This is a genomic window from Streptomyces sp. NPDC002886, from assembly GCF_042888445.1.
Taxonomy (GTDB): Bacteria; Actinomycetota; Actinomycetes; order Streptomycetales; family Streptomycetaceae; genus Streptomyces.
Map to the genome: position 1 here is coordinate 1008151 of NZ_JBIAPV010000003.1, position 20850 is coordinate 1029000.

Consider the following 20850-nt stretch of genomic DNA (forward strand, 5'->3'; position numbering starts at 1 on the left):
GTTCGCGCCCCGGGGGGAACCCCCGTGGCCCCTAAACCCGGGGGCCCGGGGGGGGGGGGGGGGGGGGGGTGGGGGGGTTGCGGGGGGGGGGGGGGGGGGCGGGGGGGGGGGTGGGGTGTTGGCCTGGACTGCATGATTTAGGCGCCCTGTGCCGTACTTCGACTGTGATTCCGAGTGGTGCGCCACAAATCACGTTTTACGTCCAGGCCAACACCCCACCCCGCCCCCGTCCCCGACCCGGCACCCGCAGCCACCGACCCGGGCTGGGGGGACGTTCAGCCTCGGCCGGGCTGCTTTCAGGCGGTCGGGGATGGGCTTTCCAGTCCGCCCGCGCCACTCCAGCCGTCCGGCGTTTGAGGACCGGGGTCTGGGGCGGAGCCCCAGGGGGTCCGGGCGCAGCCCGGGACCCCTTCCAGCCCGTCCGGCGTTTGAGGACCGGGTCCGGGCTGGCCCGGGGAACGGTGGAAGGGCGGGTAGGGGAACCAGCCCCGCAGGGCCGAGCCACCCGTACCCGCCCACCGGGCCCGCGCCGGGACGGCGGTGGCGAGCACCCCGACCGGCCACCGCCGGACGGAGTCCGGCGCAGCCGGGCGAAGCCCGCGTAGCGGTGCGAGCTCGGCGTGAGAAAGGTGTGGCCGGCGTCAAGAGGGAACGGCTGCCCGGTATGTGACGCTTGGGGCATGCGGATCCTGGTCGTCGAAGACGAAGTCAGCCTCGCCGATTCACTGCGGCGCGGCCTCTCCGCCGACGGCCACTGGGTCGACCTGGCCCACGACGGCCACCGCGGACTGGACCTGGCCCTCACCGGGGGCCCGTACGACGTGGTCCTCCTCGACCTGATGCTCCCCGGCCTCTCGGGCTACGAGATCTGCACCCGGATGCGGTCCCACGGCGTCGTCACCCCGGTGCTGATGCTGACCGCCAAGGACGGCGAGTACGACGAGGCCGAGGGCCTGGACTCGGGTGCGGACGACTACCTGACGAAACCGTTCTCCTTCGTCGTCCTCGCCGCCCGCCTCCGCGCGCTCACCCGCCGCGCCGCCGCCGGCGCGGGCGCCGGCGCCCGGACCGGGGTGCTGCAAGCCGGCGACCTCGTCCTCGACGTCCAGGGCCGCCGCTGCCGCCGGGGCACGCACGAGATCGAGCTGACCGCCCGTGAGCTCGGCGTCCTGGGCTGCCTGATGGAGCAGCCCGGCCGGGCGGTCGCCAAACAGGACATCCTCGACGAGGTCTGGGACACCCCGCACGGCATCGACCCGAACATCGTCGAGGTCTACGTCTCCTCGCTCCGCCGGAAGATCGACGCCCCCTTCGGGCGCCGCGCGATCCTCACCGTGCACGGCACCGGCTACCGGATGGCCCCGGACGGTGGCTGAGCCGCCGCCGAAGCCGCTGCCCCGCCGTCTCGGCGGCCTCCGCGCCCGCGCCGCCGCGGCCGCCGCCCTCGCGATGGCCGCCGTGCTGGCCGCCGGCGGGCTGTGGCTCTACACCCTGCTGCGCGCCAACCTCATCGAGAACACCACCGGCCGCACCGAGCTGGCCGCCCGCAAGGTGGCGGCGCAGTACGACACCGGGAGCCTCCCGGCCGGCGGCCGGCTGCCCGCGCCCGAGGGCGGGGTCGACCTGGTCCTCGTACGGAACGCGGCCGGGACCGTCGTGGCCACCAGTGGGGACCTGAAGGACACCCCGGAGCTCACGGAGCTGGGTCCCGCGGCCGGGCAGGACGTACGGTCCGCCGTGCTGCCGCCCGCACGCCCCGGCGCACAGCGGCGCGTGGTGGTCGCCGTGGACGCGCCCGGCCCGCCGGGGGCGCACGACCCGCACACCGTCTACGCCGCGACCGTGCTCGGCGACGTCGACGACGCCAACCGGGCCGTCGCGCTCGGCCTGCTCGCCGGCGCGCCCCCGCTGATCGCCTTCGCGGCGCTGCTGGCCTGGTGGGTGACGGGCCACGCGCTGCGCCCGGTCACGGCGATCCGCACCGGGCTGGCGGCGGTCACCGGGAGCGAGCTGGACCGGCGGGTCCCGGACCCGGGCGGCGCCGACGAGATCGCGCAGCTGGCACGGACCGTCAACGACACCCTCGACCGGCTGGAGCGCAGCGACGCCCGGCAGCGGCAGTTCACCGCCGACGCCTCGCACGAGCTGCGCAATCCCCTCGCGGCCGTCCGGTCCCGGCTGGAGGTGGCGCTGCGGGACCCCGACCGGGAGTCGGTGGCGGCCGCGCTGGCCGATACCGAGCGGCTGCAGGGCATCGCGGCCGATCTGCTCCTGCTGGCCCGGCTGGACGGCGGGCCGGCGCCGCGCGCCGAGCCGGTGGACCTCGCGCTGCTGGCCGCCGAGGACGTGGCCCGGCGCCCGGAGCCCCGGGTTCCGCTACGGCTGGACGCGCGGGCTCCCGTACCGGCGTCCGGGGATCCGGCGCGGCTGGAGCGGGCGCTGGCGAACCTGGTGGACAACGCCCTGCGGTACGCCCGCGCCGGGGTCGTGGTGCGGGCCTTCGCCGAGGACGGCTGGGCGCTGCTGGAGGTCACGGACGACGGGCCGGGCATCCCGGAGGCCGACCGGGACCGGGTCTTCGAGCGGTTCGTACGGCTGGACGCGGACCGGGGCCGGGCCAGCGGCGGCACCGGCCTGGGGCTGGCCATCGCCCGGGAGATCGCCCGGGCGCACGGCGGTGACGTCCGCGCGCTCCCGGCGCCCGCCGGCGGCGCCCGGCTGGTGCTGCGCGTGCCCGCCCCTGCCCCTGCCCCTGCCCCTGCCCCCTGAAGGCGCCTTCAGGACTCTCAGGCTTCCTTCAGCACCGGTCCCCCAGCATCGACAGGCATGAGCGCCCACCGCAGGAAGACCCGTGCACCGAAGTCCCCGGCGGCCTCGTCCCGCCGCCGCAGGCTCACCCGCACCCTGCTGGCGTCCGGCTGCGCCCTGGTGGTGCTCGCGGGGGCGACCGCCTGGTACCTGTACGACGACCTCGCCTCCAGCATCGGCAGCTCCAAGGCCCTGGAGGGCGCCGAGAAGTCGAAGCACGGCGACGTGAACATCCTGCTGATGGGCCTGGACAGCCGCCGGGACCAGAACGGCGAGGACCTCCCCCCGGCCGTGCTCGACAAGCTGCACGCGGGCGCGAGCTCGGCCGTCGGCGGCTACAACACCAACACCCTGATCCTGCTGCACGTCCCCGGCGATGGGAGCGAGGCGAAGGCCTTCTCGGTACCGCGCGACGACTTCGTCGAGCTGCGCGGGGTACCCGGTTTCACCGGCCAGGCCAAGATCAAGGAGGCGTACGGGCGGGCGAAGGCCAAGGTCGAGGACCAGCTCTCCGCCCGGGGGGTCACGGACCGGAGGCAGCTCGAGCGGGAGGGGCGCGAGGCGGGCCGCAAGGCGGAGATCGAGACGGTGCGCACCTTCCTGGGCGTGCCGATCGACCACTTCGCCGAGCTGAACCTGGCCGGTTTCTATCACCTGGCCGACGCGCTGGGCGGCGTACCGGTGTGCCTGAAGAAGCCGGCGAAGGACGGCTTCTCGGGGGCCGACTTCCCGGCGGGGCGGCAGACGCTCAACGGGCAGCAGTCGCTGGCCTTCGTACGGCAGCGGCACGGACTGACCATGGGCGACCTGGACCGGACGAAGCGGCAGCAGGCGTTCCTGGCGGGGGCGACCTACAAGCTGAACCAGGCCGGGACCTTCACCGATCCGGTGAAGCTGATGAAGCTGATCGACGCGGCGAAGGAGGACGTCGTCACCGATGAGGGATGGGACCTGCTGTCCTTCGTGAAGCAGGCGGAGAACCTGTCCGGGGGCAACGTGGAGTTTGTGACCCTTCCCATCGAGAGCTTCGGACGGAACCATGGCGCCGAGATAAACGTCGTAGACGATATGAAGATAAAGCGGTTCATAGCCGAGCGGATCGGGCCCGGGGCCACTGCGAGCCCGAGCGCGCCTGGCACCGCTCCCTCCTCACCGGGCGGCGCGCCCGCCCCGCAGGGCTCCGCGGGCTCCCCCCAGAGCTCCGCTCCCGCACCCTCACCGTCCCGGAGCAGCAGCGGAACCCCCGCCATCGACGGCGGCGGCGTCCCGTGCGTGGACTGAAGCCCCTGACCGCGGCGGGCGCGCGCCGCCGCACGGAAGCGCTGCTCCTGATCCTCGTCCTCGCGGTGACCGTCTCCGGCCACATCGCCGCCGGCCTCGCGATGAACGACGAGCTGCCGACCGGCCTCACCGGCTTCGTGGTCAGCATCACGCTGCTCGCGCTGGTGGGGCACCTGGCCATCCGCAGGTTCGCGGCGTACGCGGATCCGCTGATCTTCCCGCTGGCCCTGCTGCTGACCGGGCTGGGGCTGGTGCTGCTGCACCGCCTCGACCAGGGGTACCTGGAGAGGTACGGGCCCAAGACCGCCCTGAACGCACCCAGCCAGGTGATGTGGACGGTGATCGGTGTCGCGGTCTGCATCGCGGTGCTGGCGCTCCTGCGCGACCACCGGCTCCTGCAGCGGTTCATCTACATCACGATGGCCGTGGCGCTGGTGGCGCTGATCGCGCCGGCCTTCTTCGGCGCGGACACCTACGGGGCGAAGCGCTGGATCTATTTCGGCCCGCTCTCGGTCCAGCCCGGCGAGTTCGTGAAGATCATGATCGCGGTCTTCTTCGCCGGCTATCTGGTCATCCACCGCGACGCGCTGGCCCTGTCGGGACGCAAGTTCCTGGGCATGCGGCTGCCGCCGATGCGCCAGCTCGGCCCGCTCATCACGGTGTGGATCGTCTCGCTGCTGGTGCTGGTCTTCGAGCGCGACCTCGGCACCTCGCTGCTCTTCTTCGGCGTCTTCGTGGTCATGCTCTACGTGGCCACGGAACGCACCAGCTGGATCGTCTGCGGCCTGGTCCTCGCCTCGGCGGGCGCCTTCGTCGTGGGCACGACGGAACCGCACGTCAAGGGCCGCGTGGCCGCCTGGCTCAACCCGCTGTCCTACTACTGGAAGGACCGGCCGCCGGGCGTCATCTCCGACCAGTCGGCGCAGGCGCTGTTCAGCTTCGGCACGGGCGGCATCTCCGGCACGGGCCTCGGCCTGGGCCATCCCGAACTGATCGGGTTCGCCGGCCGCAGCGACTTCATCCTGACGACGGTGGGCGAGGAGCTCGGCCTGGCCGGGATCATGGCCGTCCTGATCCTCTACGCGCTCCTCGTGCAGCGCGGGCTGCGGATGGCGCTGGGCGCCCGCGACCCGTTCGGCAAGCTGCTGGCGGTCGGCCTCTCGTCGGCCCTCGCGCTCCAGGTCTTCATCGTGGCGGGCGGCGTCTCGGGTCTGATCCCCCTGACGGGCAAGGCCCTGCCCTTCCTGGCCGCGGGCGGCTCGTCCCTGCTGGCCAACTGGATCATGATCGCCCTGCTGCTGCGCATCTCCGACAGCACCGAACGACAACGCGAGGCGGACGCGCGGGGCCCGGCGGAGACGACGATCACGCCCACGATCACGCCGCAGGCCGCCGAGCCCGAACCGCACCCCGCGCTTTAGCCCGCGGAGCGGAAGTCAGAGGTAATCCTCCAGGCGGCCGATCCGGTAACCCTGCTCCTGTATCCGCCGGAGCATCCGGGTCGTCATCTCGGTCTCCGTCGTGCCCTTCAGTTCGGCGGGGCCGCGGAAGTGGGCCAGGATGATGTCACCGGGTGTGAGGGTGGAGCCCTCGGCGTACTGGAAGTTGTTGATCTGCATCGACACGCGCCACAGGAGGAGCTGGGAAATCCCGCACTCCTGCGCGGCCCTGAGGGTGTCGTCGTTGTGATTGCCGTACGGCGGCCGGAAGAGCGTCGGCCGCTTGCCGAAGCGCTTCTCCAGGCGTTCCTGCTGCCCGCATATCTCCTTCTTCTGCGCCTCGAAGGACAGGGTGCGCAGATTCGGGTGCGTCAGGGTGTGGTTGTTTATCGTGCTGCCGGAGCCGTTGTCGCGGAGCTTTTCGAAGTGGCCGTAGTCCGACGAGGCGATGTTGTCCGTCAGGAACATGCTGATCGGCAGCTTCAGGTCGGCGGCCATCTTCAGGAACTCGGGGTTCTTCTCCGCGCCGTCGTCGAACGTCAGGAAGACGACCTTGTCGTCCGCCGGGACGGGTATTCGGTCGATGACCTGGACCCGCCCCGCCTTGGCGGGTGCGATCTGCGGTTTGACCGCCGGCTTGGGCGCGTACTGGAGGGGGCCGCTCAGGCCCCACTTCTTGTACGCCTCGTCCGCCGCGGCCGCCGTTCCCCGGCCCGCGGCGGAGGGGGAGGCCGCCCCCGAGGGCGACGGCGTCGCCCTGGCCTCCGTGGTCTTGCGCCCCAGTCTCTCGATGGGGTCCACGCTGTCCCCGCACCCCGTCAGGGACAGCGCGAGCGCGCCGGCCGTCAGCGTTCCGGCTACGAACCGGCGCGCGTGCTTCACAAGTAATCCTCCAGGCGGGCCACGGCATACCCCTTGTCCGTGACGGTCTTCATGACGTGACGGATCATGTCAGTCATGCTTCCCTTCCAGTCTTCCTTGCCCCGGAAGTGGGTCAGGATGATGTCACCGGGGTGCAGGTCCTTGTCCCACTCCCGCCAGTCCATCCGGTTCGGGAAGGCCTCCTCGTTCCACAGCGGAACGGCCTTGACGCCACAGGACTTGGCCGCGCGCAGCGTGTCCTCGTTGTAGTTCCCGTACGGCGGGCGGAAGAGCGTCGGGCGCTTGCCGAACGTCTTCTCGATGGTGTCCTGCTGACCGCAGATCTCCTGGCGCTGCTTCTCGTACGAGAGCGCCGGCATGTAGCGGTGGTTGAGCGTGTGGTTGTTGAGCGTGACGCCCGCCGCCTGCATCTCCTTGAAGTACGGGTAGTTGTCCCGGACCAGGTAGTCGCTCAGGAAGGCGGTGTACGGGAGCTTCAGCTCCTGCATCATCTTCAGGAACTCGGGGTCCTTCTCGGCCCCGTCGTCGATCGTCAGGAAGACGACCTTCTCCTCCGTGGGGACGGTGGTGAAGACCGGGGGCAGCTCGTCCTGGCCCTCGACCTCGAAGCCCTCGCGGGTGGGGATCTCCGGCTTCTCCTTGGGCGCCTGCGGAGCGACGAGCGGGGGCTTGGCCAGCCCCCACTTCTTCGCGGCGACGATCCGCGCCTGCTGGAGGGCCTTCAGCTTCTCGGCGTAGTTGCCGAGCGCGCCGGCCGCGCCGGCCTGCTCGCCCGCGGCGCCCGCGGCGGCCTTCGCCTTCGCCGCCTTGTCCGGCGCGTCGGACCCGCCGGCCCCGCACCCCGTGCCGAGTGCGGCGAGGAGCAGTGCGGCCATCGCGGCCGTACCCAACCGGCCGCGCGCGACTGCCGCGATCCGGTGACCGTGTTGCGTCTTATGTTCCGTTTGTCGGACTAGCTGCATAGCTCGGGATCTTTACACCCTTCACGGACGCGTTCCGGGCGACACCGCGAGGGGAATCCGACCTTCCTCCGAGTGGCCCACCGTGGCCGACAATGGACCCGTGACCCCCGAAGACTTCGCCGCGCTCCTCGCCCCCGAGGGCCACGCCCTCCTCGACTCGCTCCGGGACTACGACCCCGCCCAGGAGCTCGCCGTCGCCACCCGGCTGCGCCGCGAACACCCCGCCCCACTGGTGTCCGCCGCCCTCGGTCAGGCCCGGCTGCGGCAGCGCGCGGTGGCGAAGTTCGGGGCCGAGGACGCCCACCGGATGTACTTCACCCCCGGCGGCGGGGAGATGGCCACCCGCGCCTCCGTGGCCTCGTACCGGGCCGAGCGGCTCGCCGCCCTGGGCGTACGGAGCCTCGCGGACCTCTGCTGCGGGATCGGCGGCGACGCGCTGGCCCTGGCCCGGCTCGGCATCCGCGTGCTGGCGGTGGACCACGACCCGCTGACCGTCGCCGTGGCGCGCGCCAACGCCGAGGCGCTCGGGCTCGCGGACCTGATCGAGGTCCGGGAGGCCGACGTGACGGAGGTCGACACCGCGGGCTACGACGCCGTCTTCATCGACCCGGCCCGCCGCGGCGGACGGGGCAGGATCTTCGACCCGGAGTCCTACTCCCCTCCCCTGTCCTGGGCCATCGCCACCGCCCGCGCCGCCAAGGTCGCCGCCATCAAGATCGCCCCCGGGATCCCCCACGAGGCGGTGCCCGCCGAGGCCCAGGCCGAGTGGATCTCCGATCAGGGGGACGTGAAGGAGGCCGTGCTCTGGTTCGGGACCGCCCCGGGCGAGATCCGCGCCACCCTCCTGCCCGGCCCGCGCGCGCTGGCCACCGCCGATCCGCTGCCCGACCCCGAGGCCGGTCCCGTCGGGCGCTACCTCTACGAGCCCGACGGCGCCGTGATCCGCGCGCACCTCGTCGCCGAGGTCGCCGAGCAGCTGGGCGGCCGGCTGATCGACCCGACCATCGCGTACATCACCGCCGACGAGCTGCGCGAGACCCCGTACGCGACTTCGTACGAGATCACCGACGTCCTGCCGTTCGGGCTGAAGAAGCTCAAGGCGCTGCTGCGCGAGCGCGGGGTGGGCATCCTCACGGTGAAGAAGCGCGGCTCCGCGATCGAGCCCGAGGAACTGCGCAGGAAGGTGAAGCCGCAGGGCCCGAACTCCGCCACGGTCTTCCTGACCCGTGTCGCCGGCGCCCCCTCGATGCTGATCGGCTCACCGACCGCCCGTCCCTGACGGCTCGCCGGGTCCGCCGGCCGGCCCCGCGGCCGGTCCCGCGGCCGGTCCCCCGAAGACCCGCAGCGCCCAGCGGTAGTGCGCGCCCGCCTTGCCGAGGCCCAACAGGGCGGTGATCCACAGGATCATGCCGAGGCCCATGGTGTAGGCGACCTCCCCGTAGGTGTCGGCTCCGGAACGGGCCGTCGCCGCCGAGCCGAAGGTCACCCAGAGCCCGAGCCCGCCCAGGGCGAAGGAGGCCAGCAGCCAGACCAGGCTGCGCCCGGGCGCGCGCACGGCGGCGTCCACGGGCGGGTCCCGGTCCAGTTCCGCCCAGGCGCACAGCAGCCGGCGCACCTGCCGGTCCCGCTTGGCGCCCCAGGCGAACCAGAACCCGGCCGGTATCAGCACGCCCACGCCGAGCACGGCGAAGATCAGGCCGAAGAGGTACGCGAACGGGTCGTGCGTCTCGATGGCCATCAGGGCCATGCCGACGAAGGACCAGCCCAGGGCGAAGACCGCCGAGACCGCCCAGAGGAGCAGGAGCCGCCCGAAGCCCAGACTGCGCCGCCCGAGCTCCCCCAGGAACCGGGCGCGGTCGGCCCGTACGGCGCTCGCGTCGAGCCAGGCGCGCAGGTGCGCGGGAGGGGGCGGCGGCGGCAGGTCACGGCGGGGCATGCGCATGACCATATCCGCACGCCGCGGGGTCCGGAGGGCCGCCGAGCGGAGGCTCAGCCTCCGCCGGTCCCCCCGACCTCCACCGATTCGAAGCGCCAGCGGTGGACCGCCCGCGTGATCAAATCGGCTGCGGGCTCCGGCAGTTCGGGCAGATCGGCGCCGATCCCCTCGGCGGCCTCCCACCAGGTGATGACGAGCACCCGGTCCTGCGGGGCGCTGAACACCTCGCGCCGCACCGGGTCTTGGGCCAGGATCCGCGAACGGGCCCACTCCAGCAGCTCGTTGGCCCGACCGGGAACGGCCCGGGCCTCCCACATCAGCGCGATGGTGCTCACGAGTACAGGTTGTCCTTGCTCAGCTCGTGCACGTGGTCGTGATCGTGCGCGTGGCCGGTTCCGTGACCGTGCCCGTGGCCGTCGCCGCCCCCGTCGCCGTCCCCGTGAGAATGGCCGTGGGAATGGCCGGGAACATGCGGGTCGGTCACCGGCAGCGAGGAGTCCGCCGACAGGTCCCAGTCCGAGGGGGCCCTGTTCCGCTTGACCATCTCGGCGCCCAGCGCCGCCACCATCGCCCCGTTGTCCGTGCACAGCCCCGGCCGCGGCACCCGCAGGATGATCCCCGCGGCGTCGCAGCGCTCCTGGGCCAGCGAGCGCAGCCGGGAGTTGGCCGCGACGCCGCCGCCGATCATCAGGTGGTCGACGCCCTCGTCCTTGCAGGCGCGGATGGCCTTGCGCGTCAGCACGTCCACCACGGCCTCCTGGAAGGAGGCCGCCACGTCGCGCACCGGCACGTCCTCGCCCGCCTTGCGCTTCGCCTCGATCCAGCGGGCGACCGAGGTCTTGAGCCCGGAGAAGGAGAAGTCGTACGGGGCGTCGCGCGGCCCCGTCAGCCCGCGCGGGAAGGCGATCGCCTTCGGGTCCCCCTCGCGTGCGAGCCGGTCGATGACCGGGCCGCCGGGGAAGCCCAGCTGCAGGACGCGGGCGATCTTGTCGAAGGCCTCGCCCGCCGCGTCGTCGATGGTCGCGCCGAGCGGCCGTACGTCGGAGGTGATGTCGGGGGCCAGCAGCAGCGAGGAGTGCCCGCCGGAGACCAGCAGCGCCATCGTCGGCTCGGGCAGCGGCCCGTGCTCCAGCTGGTCCACGCAGATGTGGGAGGCCAGGTGGTTCACCCCGTAGAGCGGCTTGCCCAGCGCGTACGCGTAGGCCTTCGCGGCGGAGACGCCCACCAGCAGGGCACCGGCGAGGCCGGGACCGGCGGTGACGGCGATGCCGTCGAGGTCGCGGGCGCTGACCCCGGCCTCCTTCAGGGCGCGCTCGATGGTGGGGACCATCGCCTCCAGGTGCGCGCGGGAGGCCACCTCGGGCACGACCCCGCCGAAGCGGGCGTGCTCGTCGACGCTCGACGCGATGGCGTCCGCGAGCAGCGTGGTGCCGCGGACGATGCCGACGCCGGTCTCGTCGCAGGAGGTCTCGATGCCGAGGACGAGCGGTTCGTCAGCCATGGGTCGTCTCACCTTGCAGGGGTACGGAGTGTGCGGAGTCGGAGAGTGCGGAGTCGGGGTCCGCGGGGTCTGTGTGGTCCACGGGAACCGCCGGATCGGACAAGCGGCGCATCACGAGGGCGTCCACGTTGCCGGGCTGGTAGTAGCCGCGCCGGAAGCCGATCGGCTCGAAGCCGAAGCGCGCGTAGAGCTTCTGGGCGCGCACGTTGTCGACCCGCACCTCCAGCAGCACCTCGGCGCACTCGAAGGCGGTGGCGGCGCGCAGCAGCTCGGTCAGCAGCCGGGCGCCGAGCCCGGTGCCCCACTGGTCGCGGGCCGCGGCGATGGTCTGTACGTCGGCCAGGTCACCGGCCGCGGCCAGCCCGGCGTAGCCGACCAGCCGGCCCGCCTCTTCCGCGACGACGTAGCGGCGCGTGGCGCCGGGGCCGCGGGCGTGGGCGAGCTCGGACCAGAACATCCCGGCGGACCAGGCGTCCTCGGGGAACAGCTCGTGCTCCAGTTCCAGCACGGGCCCGATGTCCCACCAGCGCATCTCGCGCAGGACGACCGCTGAGGTGGCTGTCACTGCGGGGTGACCACCTTGTAGTTCTTGGGCACCTCGGCGTCGGGCCGGCGCAGGTAGAGCGGGGTCGGCGCCATGCCGTCGGCGTTCTCGAACGCCTCCCCCGCCGCCAGCCGTCGCGCGGCCAGGGCGGCCAGGGCGGCGGCGCTCTGGTGCTCGGGGGCCCGGGCGTCGGTGAAGACCTCGGGGTAGAGCCGTGCTCCCTGTCCGACGGCGGGCAGTCCGGCGACGCGCTCGGCGATATCGGCCGGCCGGTCCACCGAGGGCCCGCCGGCCCGGGTGCGGGGGTCCTCGTAGCGGGCCCAGTAGACCTCCTTGCGCCGGGCGTCGGTGGCCACGACGAAGGGGCCCTCGATCCCGGCTTCGCCGGCCGCGTGGGCCAGGCCGTCCAGGGTGCACAGCCCGTGGACGGGTACGCCGAGTACGGCGGCGAAGGTGGAGGCGGTCACGAGGCCGACGCGCAGTCCCGTGTAGGGGCCGGGGCCGACGCCGACGACGATGCCGGTGACGGCTTCGAGCTTGACCCCCGCCTCTGCGAGGACCTTGTCGACGGAGGGCAGCAGGAGCTCCCCGTGGCGGCGGGCGTCGACCTGGTTCGACTCGGCGAGGACGGACTCGCCGTCGTGCAGGGCGACGGTGACGGCGGGCGTGGCGGTATCTACAGCGAGCAAGAGCACGCGAACAGCCTACGACTCCGGGGCCCCGGGCCCTTGCGGCCGGTCTGCGGGCACCCCGGCTGCTACCTTCGGACCAGGTGTCAGGGTGTGATCGTTCGACTGAACATTTCGACCGCCCATTTCGACCGACCCCTATCGACTGACCATGCGGAGAGGTGGAGCAAGGTGGCACGCAGCAGCTCGGGAATCGTGGCCGGGCTCACCGTCGGGGCGCTCGCCGTCGTCGGTTTCCTCGGCTACCAGGCCTCCGCCTCCGCTCCCGCCCTCCCGCCGAAGGCCGTCGCGCAGAGCCCGGTGCCCGCTCCGAGCGACTCGGGACCGGCCAAGACCGACCCGGCGAAGGAGCTGGCCCTCCCGGCCGGCTCCGGCACCGGGGTGCGCGTCGTCTACTCGCTCGGCGCCAAGCGCGTGTGGCTGGTGGGACCCACCGGGGCCCCGAAGTCCTTCGCGGTCGTGCCGAGCACGGTGCACCCGGCGACCGGCAGTTACACGGTCGGCGGCCGCACGGGCAAGGTGACCGGCTCGGACGGGGTGCCGATCGAGCACGTCGTCCGGTTCGCCAGTCCGCAGGGGGTCACGGTCGGCTTCAGCGCCCGCGTGGACAACACCCTGCCGACGCCCGATCCGGCGAAGAAGACCGGCGGTGTCCGCATGCTGCGCGCGGACGGGGACGCGATGTGGGCCTTCGCGACGATCGGCTCCAAGGTCGTCGTCGTTCCCTGACCCGGCCGCGACGCGCCAAGTTCACTCGTAAGAGACCTCGCCGTCAGCGCGACGGGTCTCCGCTTCAGGCAGCGACAGGCAGCTCCAGCCACCTTCAGGCCGCTTCGGACTCCGGAGCGGCCTGTGCGCTGCCGTCCGCGCCCTCCGCGCCTTCGGTGCCGCCCTCCGCCCCTTCCCGTACGGAACAGGGGCCGGGACCGGGCTCCGGTGCGCGCTCGCGCGCGGGCGGCGTCGACACGGCGCTGGCGGCCGCGCCCGCGGCGAGCAGCGCCCCCATGGACACGGCGGACGGGCGGGGGACGCCCGCTGCTCCTCTTGCCGACATGGCTGCCTCCTGGCCGGGGCCAGCCCGTACTTAGGTACGCCTAACCAGCCCTCCGTACCATGTGACCACGCGCCCCACCGCCCGCGCAATATCTTCCCGACGACTTGTCGGAACGTTTCTCGCGGCGCGGCCCCGTGCCGCCCCGCGCCGCGCTACGCCTGCTCCGGCGACAGGACGCCCGCGAGGGTCTCCAGACCGGCCCCGGCCGACCAGCGGCCACCGATTCCGCGGACGATGACCTCGCGCACGTCGTCGAGGACCTCCTCGTGGCCGACCGCACGGCGGATCAGCACGTGCAGCCGGTCGTCGGACAGCTCCTCGACCTTGCCGTCGCCCCACTCCACGACGACGACGGACTCGGGCAGCGAGACATCGAGGTCCAGGTCCTCCATCTCGTCCAGGCCGCCGCCCAGCCGGTACGCGTCCACGTGCACCAGCGCCGGACCGCCGGTCAGCGAGGGGTGGACCCGGGCGATCACGAAGGTCGGCGAGGTCACGGCCCCGCGCACGCCCAGCCCCTCGCCGAGGCCGCGGGTCAGGGTGGTCTTCCCGGCGCCGAGCTCCCCCGTCAGCAGGACGAGGTCGCCGGGGCGCAGCAGGGCGGCGATCCGGCGCCCGAGGTCCTGCATGGCGTCGGGCGAGCCGACGGTGACGTGCGTTTCCGTGTCAGGTACTTCTTCCATGCCCGCCAACGTTAGCCGCTGCGGGCACCGTCCCGGTGCGCGCGAGGAGCTCGGTGAGCAGCCCGTTCACGGTGTCCGGCCGCTCCAGCATCATCAGGTGCCCGGCGCTCTCCAGGACGACCAGCTCCGCGGAGGGCAGCGCCTCCTTGATGGCCTCGCTGTGGTCGGGCGGGGTGACCATGTCGCCGGCCCCGGCGATGACCGTGACGGGGATGTCCGCGAACCGCTGGAGCGCGGCCGTCTTGTCGTGCGCCTGGAAGGCCGGGTAGAACTCGGCGACCACGTCGATGGGCGTGGCCTCGATGAGCCGCTCGGCGAAGCGGGAGACGGCCGGATCGACGTCGCGCGAGGCGAAGGAGTACATCTTGACCATGCCGGCGAACAGGTCGGCGGTGGCCCGCCGGCCCTTCTCCACCAGCTCCACCTGGGAGCCGAGCGCCCTGAGCACCCCGGGCAGCAGGCGCCGTACCGTCGAGAAGCCCAGGGCGGGCAGCCCGTACGTGACCTCGCCCAGCCGGCCGCTGGAGGTGCCGACCAGCGCCACCCCGACCACGCGGTCCCGGATGAGGTCGGGACACTCCTGGGCCAGTCCCATGATGGTCATCCCGCCCATCGAGTGACCGACCAGGACCAGCGGGCCCTCGGGGGCGGCGGCGTCGATGACGGCCTTCAGGTCGCGGCCGAGCTGTTCGAAGGTGACCGGCTCGCCCGCGGCCTGGGACAGGCCGCGCGCGCTGCGGCCGTGGCTGCGCTGGTCCCAGTAGACGGCCCGGACCAGACCGCGCAGGGCGGCGCGCTGGAAGTGCCAGGAGTCCTGGGAAAGGCAGTAGCCGTGGCAGAACACCACGGTCGGACGGGGCGGGGCCTTGCGGCGCAGCCGGCGCCGCTTGCCCTCCTCGGGCAGCTCGTCGACCTCGTAGTACAGCGCGGTGCCGTCCTCGGCCCGCGCGGTGCCGGGGGCGCCGCGCAGGGCGCCGAAGTCCGCGGTCGCGTCGAGCGCGAGGCGTGCCTTCATGCGCATGCCCCGGCCGACGGTGATCCGTTCGACCGCGACCCCGGCCGCCGCTCCGGCGGCTATCACGCCGATGGCGGCGCCGGCCCAGCCCGCCTTGCGCCAGTTCTCACTCACGCCGCCGCCCCCGCTCACTCAGCCGCCCAGGTACACGCGGGGGACCCGGCCCCCGATACGGGTGACGATCTCATAGGCGATCGTATGCGCCGCTTGAGCCCAGTCCTCGGCGGTGGGTTCGCCGCGCTCGGCGTCCCCGAAGAGCACGGCCTCGTCGCCGGCGCGGGCCTCGTCCCCGTCCAGGTCGACCACGAACTGGTCCATGGCGACGCGCCCGGCGACGGTGCGGACGCGTCCGCCGACGAGCACCGGGCCGAGCCCGGATGCCTGGCGCGGGAGCCCGTCGGCGTAGCCCGCCGGGATCAGCGCGAGGCTGGTCTCCCGGTCGGTGACGTAGTGGTGCCCGTAGCTGACCCCGTGCCCGGCCGGGACGGTCTTGACCAGCGCGACGGTGGCCTTGAGCGCCATCGCGGGCCGCAGACCCAGCTGGGCGGAGGTGCCGAGCTCGGGCGAGGGCGAGACCCCGTAGACGGCCAGGCCGCAGCGGACGAGGTCGAAGTGGGATTCCGGGAGGGTGAGCGTGGCCGGGGAGTTGGCGATGTGCCGGACCTCGGGCTCGACGCCCTCCTTCTCCGCGTACGCGAGCATCTCGCGGAAGGCGGCCAGCTGGAGCTGGATGGAGGGGTGGCCGGGCTCGTCGGCGCAGGCGAAGTGCGACCAGACGCCGGTGACGCGTACGGTCCCCTCGGACTGGGCGGCGACGGCCGCGGTCACCAGGGCCTCCCAGTCGGCGGGCTGGCAGCCGTTGCGGCCCAGGCCCGTGTCGGCCTTGAGCTGGATCCGGGCCGTCGTTCCGGCGGCGCGGGCGGCCGCCCGTACCTCGTCGAGGGCCCACATCGCGCTGACGGCCACGTCGATACCGGCCTCGACTGCCTCCCGCCAGGGTCCGCCGGGCGTCCACAGCCAGCACAGGACGGGGCCTTCGATCCCGGCGGCGCGCAGCGCCAGGGCCTCCTCGGGCGTGGCGGTCCCCAGCCAGCTCGCGCCGGCCTCCTGGGCGGCCCTGGCGCAGGCCACGGCCCCGTGCCCGTAGGCGTTCGCCTTGACGACGGCCATCAGGGCGGAGCGGGGCGCCCGCTCGCGCAGGGCCCGTACGTTCGCCCGGACGGCGTCAAGATCGATCTCGGCGTACACGCGCGCGGCTGTCTCGTTCATCCCCCACAGTCTCTCAGAGCCCCACCCACCGGGCCGAACAGGCGGGTCCGGTCCCGAATCCAGCCCCGCCGGGTCGGGAGGCGCGGGAGTCCGGGGTCCGGGGTCCGGGGGCGGTGCCGCACCCTGAGCCCCGGTCCAGGTCGCCTAGCGGCCGCGGACGTCCCGCCACGCCCGCGGCAGGGCCTCCGCCACCTGGTGGGCCAGGAGGGGGCCGCCGGTGAGGCGGGCCGCCAGGCCGTGGAGGTACGCCGCCACCGACCCCGCGTCCAGGGCGGGCAGTCCGGCCGCCAGCAGGGACCCGGCCAGCCCGGACAGCACGTCCCCGCTCCCGGCGGTGGCCAGCCACGGGGTCCCGGTCGGGTTGACCCGGACGGGGCCGGGCCCGGCCGGGGCGATCAGGGTCGTCGACCCCTTCAGCAGCGCCACCGCCCCGTACCGCTCCGCGAGCCCCCGCACGGCCTCCAGCCGCCCCGTCTCGACCGTCTCCCGCGCGAGCCCCAGCAGCGCCGCCGCCTCCCCCGCGTGCGGGGTCAGCAGGGTCGGGGCCGCCCGCGCCCGCAGCGCGGCCGGGTCCAGCCCGCGCAGCCCGTCCGCGTCCACCAGAACCGGTACCGGCTGCGACAGCGCCTCCCGCACCTCCGGGCCGCCCTCGTCGCCCAGCCCCGGCCCGACCACCCACGCCTGTACCCGGCCGTGCCCGATCAGCGTCTCCGGGTACCGGGCCAGTACGGCCTCCGCCACCGCCGGCGGCCCTACGTAGCGCACCGCGCCCGCGCCGCCCCGCAGCGCCCCGGCCACCGCGAGCACCGCCGCGCCGGGGTAGCGCGCGGACCCGGCGACGATCCCGAGCACGCCGCGCCGGTACTTGTCGCTCGACGCCGTCGGCTCCGGCAGCAGGCCCGCCACGTCGGCGTGTTGCAGGGCCTCCATCTCGGGGGCTCCGGGGCCCGGAGACCGAACTCCGAAGTCCAGCCCGATGTCCACCAGGTGCAGGGCGCCCGCCCGCGAGGCCCCCGGGTCGGTCAGCAGCCCCGGCTTGTACGCCCCGAAGGTCACCGTCACGTCGGCCGTTACGGCCGCTCCGGCCACTTCTCCGGTGTCCGCGTCCACCCCGCTCGGCAGGTCCACCGCGACCACCACCGCGCCCGCCGGGATCCGTGCCGCCAGCGCGGCCGCGGCCGGCCGCAGCGCACCCCGGCCGCCGATGCCGACCAGCCCGTCGAGCACGAGGTCGGCCCGCTCGGGCACGGCTCCGTCGAGGCGCCCGCCGGCGGCCCGCAGCGCGGCCAGTCCGCCCGCGTGCACCCGGTCCGGATCCATCGCGACGGCCGTCACCCCGGCCCCGCGCCGGGCCAGCTTCGCGCCTGCGTAGAGGGTGTCGCCGCCGTTGTCCCCCGGGCCGACCAGCAGCACCACGCGGGCCCCGTACACGCGGGGCAGCAACCGCACGCAGACGGCGGCCAATCCGGCCGCCGCCCGCCGCATCAGGGTGCCTTCGGGCAGCCGGGCCATCAGCTCGCGCTCGGCGGCCCGTACGGTCTCCACGCTGTAAGCAGTACGCATGACACCAGCCTGCCCGAAGGGGGGGCGCTATCCCTCGGCGATCACCACGGCGGAGGCGATGCCCGCGTCGTGGCTGAGCGAGATGTGCCAGGACCGCACGCCCAGCGCCTTCGCCCGCGCCTCGACCGTCCCCGACACCCGCAGCCGCGGCTGCCCGCTGGCCTCCACGTACACCTCGGCGTCGGTCCACAGCAGCCCGGCGGGCGCGCCGAGCGCCTTGGCGAGCGCCTCCTTGGCGGCGAACCGGGCGGCGAGCGAGGCGGTACCGCGCCGCTCGCCGCCCGGCAGGGTCAGCTCCGCGTCGAGGAACAACCGCCCGGCGAGGCCCGGCGTGCGCTCCAGCGCCGCGCCGAACCGCTCGATCTCCGCCACATCGATCCCGACGCCGATAATCACAACCACAGCTCCAGCTACGCCACTACTCCACCGTCACCACTGTGCTCCATTGTGGCTGACCTGCTCCGTTCGCTGCGCTCACTCCACCGTCACCGACTTGGCGAGGTTCCGCGGCTGGTCCACCTCGTTGCCGCGCGCCGTCGCCAGCTCGCACGCGAAGACCTGCAGCGGCACGGTGGCCACGAGCGGCTGGAGCAGTGTCGGGGTGGCCGGGATGCGGATGAGGTGGTCGGCGTACGGGACCACCGCTTCGTCCCCCTCCTCGGCGATCACGATGGTCCGCGCCCCGCGCGCCCGGATCTCCTGGATGTTCGACACGATCTTGTCGTGCAGCACCGAGCGCCCGCGCGGGGACGGTACGACGACCACGACCGGCAGGTCCTTCTCGATGAGCGCGATCGGCCCGTGCTTGAGCTCGCCCGCCGCGAAGCCCTCGGCGTGCATGTACGCCAGCTCCTTGAGCTTGAGCGCGCCCTCCAGCGCCACCGGGTAGCCGACGTGCCGGCCCAGGAACAGCACGGTGTTCTTGTCCGCGAGCGAGCGCGCCAGCTCCCGTACCGGCTCCATGGTCTCCAGTACGGTGTCCACCGCCGCGGCGATGTCCGACAGCTCCCGGATCACGGACCGGATCTCGTCGCCCCACTTCGTGCCCCGGACCTGGCCGAGGTAGAGGGCGACCAGGTAGCAGGCCACGAGCTGCGTCAGGAACGCCTTCGTCGAGGCGACGGCCACCTCGGGCCCGGCGTGCGTGTACAGCACGGCGTCCGACTCGCGCGGGATCGTCGAGCCGTTCGTGTTGCAGATCGCCAGCACCTTGGCGCCCTGCTCGCGGGCGTGGCGCAGCGCCATCAGGGTGTCCATCGTCTCGCCGGACTGCGAGATCGCGATCACCAGCGTGCGCTGGTCCAGGATCGGGTCGCGGTAGCGGAACTCGCTCGCCAGCTCCGTCTCGCAGGGGATGCGCGTCCAGTGCTCGATGGCCAGCTTCGCGATCATGCCGGCGTGGTACGCCGTACCGCAGGCGACGATCACGACCTTGTCGACCTCGCGCAGCACCGAGTCGGGGATGCGCACCTCGTCGAGGGTCAGCAGGCCGTTCGCGTCGATCCGGCCCAGGAGGGTGTCGGCGACGGCCTTCGGCTGCTCGGCGATCTCCTTGAGCATGAAGTAGTCGTAGCCCCCCTTCTCGGCCGCGGAGGCGTCCCAGTCCACGTGGTACGCCCGCACGTCCGCGGCGGTGCCGTCGAAGTTGGTCACCGTGACCCCGTCGCGGCGCAGCTCGACGACCTGGTCCTGCCCCAGCTCGATCGCGGACCGGGTGTGGGCGATGAAGGCGGCCACGTCGGAGGCGAGGAAGTTCTCGCCCTCCCCCACGCCGACCACGAGCGGCGAGTTGCGGCGCGCCCCGATCACCACGTCCGGCTGGTCCGCGTGCACGGCGACCAGGGTGAAGGCCCCGTCGAGCTGCCGGCACACCTGCCGCATCGCCTCCGCCAGGTCCCCGCCGGCGCCCTCGAACCGCTCGGCCAGCAGGTGCGCGACGACCTCGGTGTCCGTCTCGGACTCCAGCCGGTGCCCGCGCTCGGCGAGCTCGGCCCGCAGCGCGGCGAAGTTCTCGATGATCCCGTTGTGTACGACGGCCACGCGCCCCGAATTGTCGAGGTGCGGGTGGGCGTTGACGTCGGTGGGCCCCCCGTGGGTGGCCCACCGGGTGTGTCCGAGCCCCGTGGAACCGGCCGGCAGCGGGTGCCCGACCAGCTCCTTCTCCAGATTGACCAGCTTGCCGGCCTTCTTGACGGCGGCGAGTTCCCCGTCGGCGAGCACGGCGACACCCGCCGAGTCGTAGCCGCGGTACTCCAGCCGCTTGAGTCCGGCAATGACCACATCGAGCGCCGACTGCGCTCCCACGTAACCCACGATTCCGCACATAAGCCGCAGGGTACGCCGTAGTTGGCTCCGCGCCCGGTACCTGAACCGGACGAAAAACCGCCCCGGCGCGGACGCCGGAGCGGGGTTGACGCACGCGCGACGAACGGATCCGTCAGCCGAGCTTCTTGACCTGTGCCGCAACGACGGCCTTCGGCTGCTCGGCGATACCTGAGGTGCTCAGGGCCGAGAAGACGGCAAGAGCATTCGCCTTGCGCACGACCACCACCTGCGTGTTGAGCACCTGCCCCCCATAGTTCAGTTCGATCGCGTAGGCGAGCGACTCGTCCCCGCCTTGGACGGGGACGCCCGCGGCCACCTTGAGCACCTGGACCGTCTCCCCTGCGTGGGTGGCCGAGTAGCCCCCGGCGCAGGCCGTTCCCGCGCCTTCGAAGGAAGCGAAGGCCTCCTCCGCACCCTTGCCGTTGTACGAGGTCAGGGTGACGGCGGTAGTGGTGGCGCGAAGGACGCTCATCTTGGCCTTCAGCCTCTCCACCGCGCTCGCGCCGGCGGCCGGCTCCTTCGGCTTGTCGAAGGTCTTGACCCTTGTGGTTCCGACGGGGGTGCCCACCTCCGCCATGGCCATCGCCTTGACCAGCGGAACGCACTCGGGCCTGTCGCTGGTGGCACTGGGAGCGGCCTCGACCTCCTCCGGCAGGGGGGGCTTGACGACGTGATCGGGCAGGTCCGCCCCGTTCACGAGCTCCGCACCGAGCTCGGCGGCCGCCTTCCCCTTGACCGCGGACGCGTCGGACTTCCCGTCCGCCGTGTCGGACGAGCCCCCGCAGGCCGTGGCGAGCAGCGCCAGGGCCACGGCCGAGGCGGACAGGACGGTACGGCGGACGAATGCGGTGCGCATGGTGGTGTTCCCCCCACAGGAAAGGTCTACGGCAAGGGCAGCA

At 73.3% G+C, this 20850-nt stretch carries 21 protein-coding genes; 6 read left to right on the forward strand and 15 right to left on the reverse strand.

Features of this window, described 5'->3' with window-relative positions; genetic code table 11:
• The first annotated feature begins 680 nt into the window (after window positions 1-680).
• The 4 genes from ACFYYB_RS16850 to ACFYYB_RS16865 are packed head-to-tail and all read left to right on the forward strand — an operon-like array spanning window position 681 to window position 5510.
• The gene (locus ACFYYB_RS16850) at window positions 681-1376 is read left to right on the forward strand and encodes a response regulator transcription factor (protein WP_389435948.1); all 696 of its coding nucleotides are present in this window, start codon (window positions 681-683) and stop codon (window positions 1374-1376) included.
• The gene (locus ACFYYB_RS16855) at window positions 1369-2769 is read left to right on the forward strand and encodes a sensor histidine kinase (protein WP_389435949.1); all 1401 of its coding nucleotides are present in this window, start codon (window positions 1369-1371) and stop codon (window positions 2767-2769) included. Before ACFYYB_RS16850 ends, ACFYYB_RS16855 begins: the two co-directional genes overlap by 8 nt.
• A 57-nt stretch (window positions 2770-2826) precedes the next feature.
• Window positions 2827-4089, forward strand: coding sequence for an LCP family protein (locus ACFYYB_RS16860; protein WP_389435950.1), 1263 nt, complete (start codon window positions 2827-2829; stop codon window positions 4087-4089).
• Complete coding sequence (locus tag ACFYYB_RS16865; protein ID WP_389435951.1) at window positions 4077-5510, forward strand: FtsW/RodA/SpoVE family cell cycle protein; 1434 nt, start codon at window positions 4077-4079, stop codon at window positions 5508-5510. Before ACFYYB_RS16860 ends, ACFYYB_RS16865 begins: the two co-directional genes overlap by 13 nt.
• Before the next feature lie 15 nt (window positions 5511-5525).
• Here ACFYYB_RS16865 and ACFYYB_RS16870 read toward each other — a convergent pair whose 3' ends face one another.
• Both ACFYYB_RS16870 and ACFYYB_RS16875 read right to left on the reverse strand, forming a co-directional pair.
• Window positions 5526-6410: a polysaccharide deacetylase family protein gene (locus tag ACFYYB_RS16870; protein WP_389435952.1), complete on the reverse strand. Its 885-nt coding sequence runs from the start codon at window positions 6408-6410 to the stop codon at window positions 5526-5528.
• Window positions 6407-7372, reverse strand: coding sequence for a polysaccharide deacetylase family protein (locus ACFYYB_RS16875; protein WP_389435953.1), 966 nt, complete (start codon window positions 7370-7372; stop codon window positions 6407-6409). Before ACFYYB_RS16875 ends, ACFYYB_RS16870 begins: the two co-directional genes overlap by 4 nt.
• Before the next feature lie 82 nt (window positions 7373-7454).
• Here ACFYYB_RS16875 and ACFYYB_RS16880 point away from each other — a divergent pair, with 82 nt between their 5' ends.
• Window positions 7455-8651: a methyltransferase domain-containing protein gene (locus tag ACFYYB_RS16880; protein ID WP_389435954.1), complete on the forward strand. Its 1197-nt coding sequence runs from the start codon at window positions 7455-7457 to the stop codon at window positions 8649-8651.
• Here the strand turns inward: ACFYYB_RS16880 and ACFYYB_RS16885 are convergent.
• The 5 genes from ACFYYB_RS16885 to tsaB are packed head-to-tail and all read right to left on the reverse strand — an operon-like array spanning window position 8631 to window position 12048.
• Complete coding sequence (locus tag ACFYYB_RS16885; protein WP_389435955.1) at window positions 8631-9308, reverse strand: hypothetical protein; 678 nt, start codon at window positions 9306-9308, stop codon at window positions 8631-8633. The genes ACFYYB_RS16880 and ACFYYB_RS16885 overlap by 21 nt on opposite strands.
• 53 nt (window positions 9309-9361) lie before the next feature.
• The gene (locus tag ACFYYB_RS16890; protein WP_389435956.1) at window positions 9362-9643 is read right to left on the reverse strand and encodes a hypothetical protein; all 282 of its coding nucleotides are present in this window, start codon (window positions 9641-9643) and stop codon (window positions 9362-9364) included.
• Complete coding sequence (gene tsaD / locus ACFYYB_RS16895) at window positions 9640-10809, reverse strand: tRNA (adenosine(37)-N6)-threonylcarbamoyltransferase complex transferase subunit TsaD (protein WP_389435957.1); 1170 nt, start codon at window positions 10807-10809, stop codon at window positions 9640-9642. The genes ACFYYB_RS16890 and tsaD overlap by 4 nt, the downstream gene beginning before the upstream one ends.
• The gene (gene rimI / locus ACFYYB_RS16900; protein WP_389436231.1) at window positions 10802-11341 is read right to left on the reverse strand and encodes a ribosomal protein S18-alanine N-acetyltransferase; all 540 of its coding nucleotides are present in this window, start codon (window positions 11339-11341) and stop codon (window positions 10802-10804) included. The genes tsaD and rimI overlap by 8 nt, the downstream gene beginning before the upstream one ends.
• 29 nt (window positions 11342-11370) lie before the next feature.
• A complete protein-coding gene (gene tsaB, locus ACFYYB_RS16905) occupies window positions 11371-12048 on the reverse strand; it encodes a tRNA (adenosine(37)-N6)-threonylcarbamoyltransferase complex dimerization subunit type 1 TsaB (RefSeq protein ID WP_389435958.1) in 678 nt (225 codons plus the stop codon).
• A 165-nt stretch (window positions 12049-12213) separates the two neighbouring features.
• On the opposite strand from tsaB, the gene ACFYYB_RS16910 reads away from it, so the two are divergent.
• On the forward strand, window positions 12214-12771 hold the full coding sequence (locus ACFYYB_RS16910; protein ID WP_389435959.1) for a hypothetical protein: 558 nt from the start codon (window positions 12214-12216) through the stop codon (window positions 12769-12771).
• 94 nt (window positions 12772-12865) lie between these two features.
• Here the strand turns inward: ACFYYB_RS16910 and ACFYYB_RS16915 are convergent, their stop codons facing one another.
• The 8 genes from ACFYYB_RS16915 to ACFYYB_RS16950 all read right to left on the reverse strand — a co-directional run bounded on the left by ACFYYB_RS16915 (window position 12866) and on the right by ACFYYB_RS16950 (window position 20807).
• Entirely contained in the window at window positions 12866-13096 is a 231-nt protein-coding gene (locus ACFYYB_RS16915) for a hypothetical protein (RefSeq protein ID WP_389435960.1), read from the reverse strand.
• A gap of 152 nt (window positions 13097-13248) precedes the next feature.
• The gene (tsaE, locus tag ACFYYB_RS16920; protein ID WP_389435961.1) at window positions 13249-13779 is read right to left on the reverse strand and encodes a tRNA (adenosine(37)-N6)-threonylcarbamoyltransferase complex ATPase subunit type 1 TsaE; all 531 of its coding nucleotides are present in this window, start codon (window positions 13777-13779) and stop codon (window positions 13249-13251) included.
• Complete coding sequence (locus ACFYYB_RS16925; RefSeq protein WP_389435962.1) at window positions 13763-14908, reverse strand: alpha/beta fold hydrolase; 1146 nt, start codon at window positions 14906-14908, stop codon at window positions 13763-13765. Before ACFYYB_RS16925 ends, tsaE begins: the two co-directional genes overlap by 17 nt.
• 18 nt (window positions 14909-14926) lie before the next feature.
• Window positions 14927-16063, reverse strand: a complete 1137-nt coding sequence (gene alr / locus ACFYYB_RS16930; protein WP_389435963.1) for an alanine racemase — start codon at window positions 16061-16063, stop codon at window positions 14927-14929.
• A 144-nt stretch (window positions 16064-16207) separates the two neighbouring features.
• Window positions 16208-17626 carry an NAD(P)H-hydrate dehydratase gene (locus ACFYYB_RS16935; RefSeq protein ID WP_389435964.1) on the reverse strand — a complete coding sequence of 473 codons (1419 nt, stop codon included), beginning with the start codon at window positions 17624-17626 and terminating at the stop codon, window positions 16208-16210.
• Between the two features lie 27 nt (window positions 17627-17653).
• Entirely contained in the window at window positions 17654-18022 is a 369-nt protein-coding gene (locus tag ACFYYB_RS16940; RefSeq protein WP_327305076.1) for a holo-ACP synthase, read from the reverse strand.
• A 78-nt stretch (window positions 18023-18100) separates the two neighbouring features.
• Window positions 18101-19951 (reverse strand): glutamine--fructose-6-phosphate transaminase (isomerizing), encoded by a 1851-nt coding sequence (gene glmS / locus ACFYYB_RS16945; RefSeq protein ID WP_327305077.1) that lies wholly within the window; start codon window positions 19949-19951, stop codon window positions 18101-18103.
• A 112-nt stretch (window positions 19952-20063) separates the two neighbouring features.
• The gene (locus ACFYYB_RS16950) at window positions 20064-20807 is read right to left on the reverse strand and encodes a hypothetical protein (RefSeq protein WP_389435965.1); all 744 of its coding nucleotides are present in this window, start codon (window positions 20805-20807) and stop codon (window positions 20064-20066) included.
• Between the last annotated feature and the right edge of the window lie 43 nt (window positions 20808-20850).

Coding starts and splice junctions, on each gene's coding strand:
- ACFYYB_RS16850 (WP_389435948.1), top strand. CDS start 681: ATGCGGATCCTGGTCGTCGAAGACGAAGTCAGCCTCGCCGATTCACTG.
- ACFYYB_RS16860 (WP_389435950.1), top strand. CDS start 2,827: ATGAGCGCCCACCGCAGGAAGACCCGTGCACCGAAGTCCCCGGCGGCC.
- ACFYYB_RS16875 (WP_389435953.1), bottom strand. CDS start 7,372: ATGCAGCTAGTCCGACAAACGGAACATAAGACGCAACACGGTCACCGG.
- ACFYYB_RS16885 (WP_389435955.1), bottom strand. CDS start 9,308: ATGCCCCGCCGTGACCTGCCGCCGCCGCCCCCTCCCGCGCACCTGCGC.
- tsaD (WP_389435957.1), bottom strand. CDS start 10,809: ATGGCTGACGAACCGCTCGTCCTCGGCATCGAGACCTCCTGCGACGAG.
- rimI (WP_389436231.1), bottom strand. CDS start 11,341: ATGCGCTGGTGGGACATCGGGCCCGTGCTGGAACTGGAGCACGAGCTG.
- ACFYYB_RS16915 (WP_389435960.1), bottom strand. CDS start 13,096: ATGTCGGCAAGAGGAGCAGCGGGCGTCCCCCGCCCGTCCGCCGTGTCC.
- tsaE (WP_389435961.1), bottom strand. CDS start 13,779: ATGGAAGAAGTACCTGACACGGAAACGCACGTCACCGTCGGCTCGCCC.
- alr (WP_389435963.1), bottom strand. CDS start 16,063: ATGAACGAGACAGCCGCGCGCGTGTACGCCGAGATCGATCTTGACGCC.
- ACFYYB_RS16935 (WP_389435964.1), bottom strand. CDS start 17,626: ATGCGTACTGCTTACAGCGTGGAGACCGTACGGGCCGCCGAGCGCGAG.
- glmS (WP_327305077.1), bottom strand. CDS start 19,951: ATGTGCGGAATCGTGGGTTACGTGGGAGCGCAGTCGGCGCTCGATGTG.
- ACFYYB_RS16950 (WP_389435965.1), bottom strand. CDS start 20,807: ATGCGCACCGCATTCGTCCGCCGTACCGTCCTGTCCGCCTCGGCCGTG.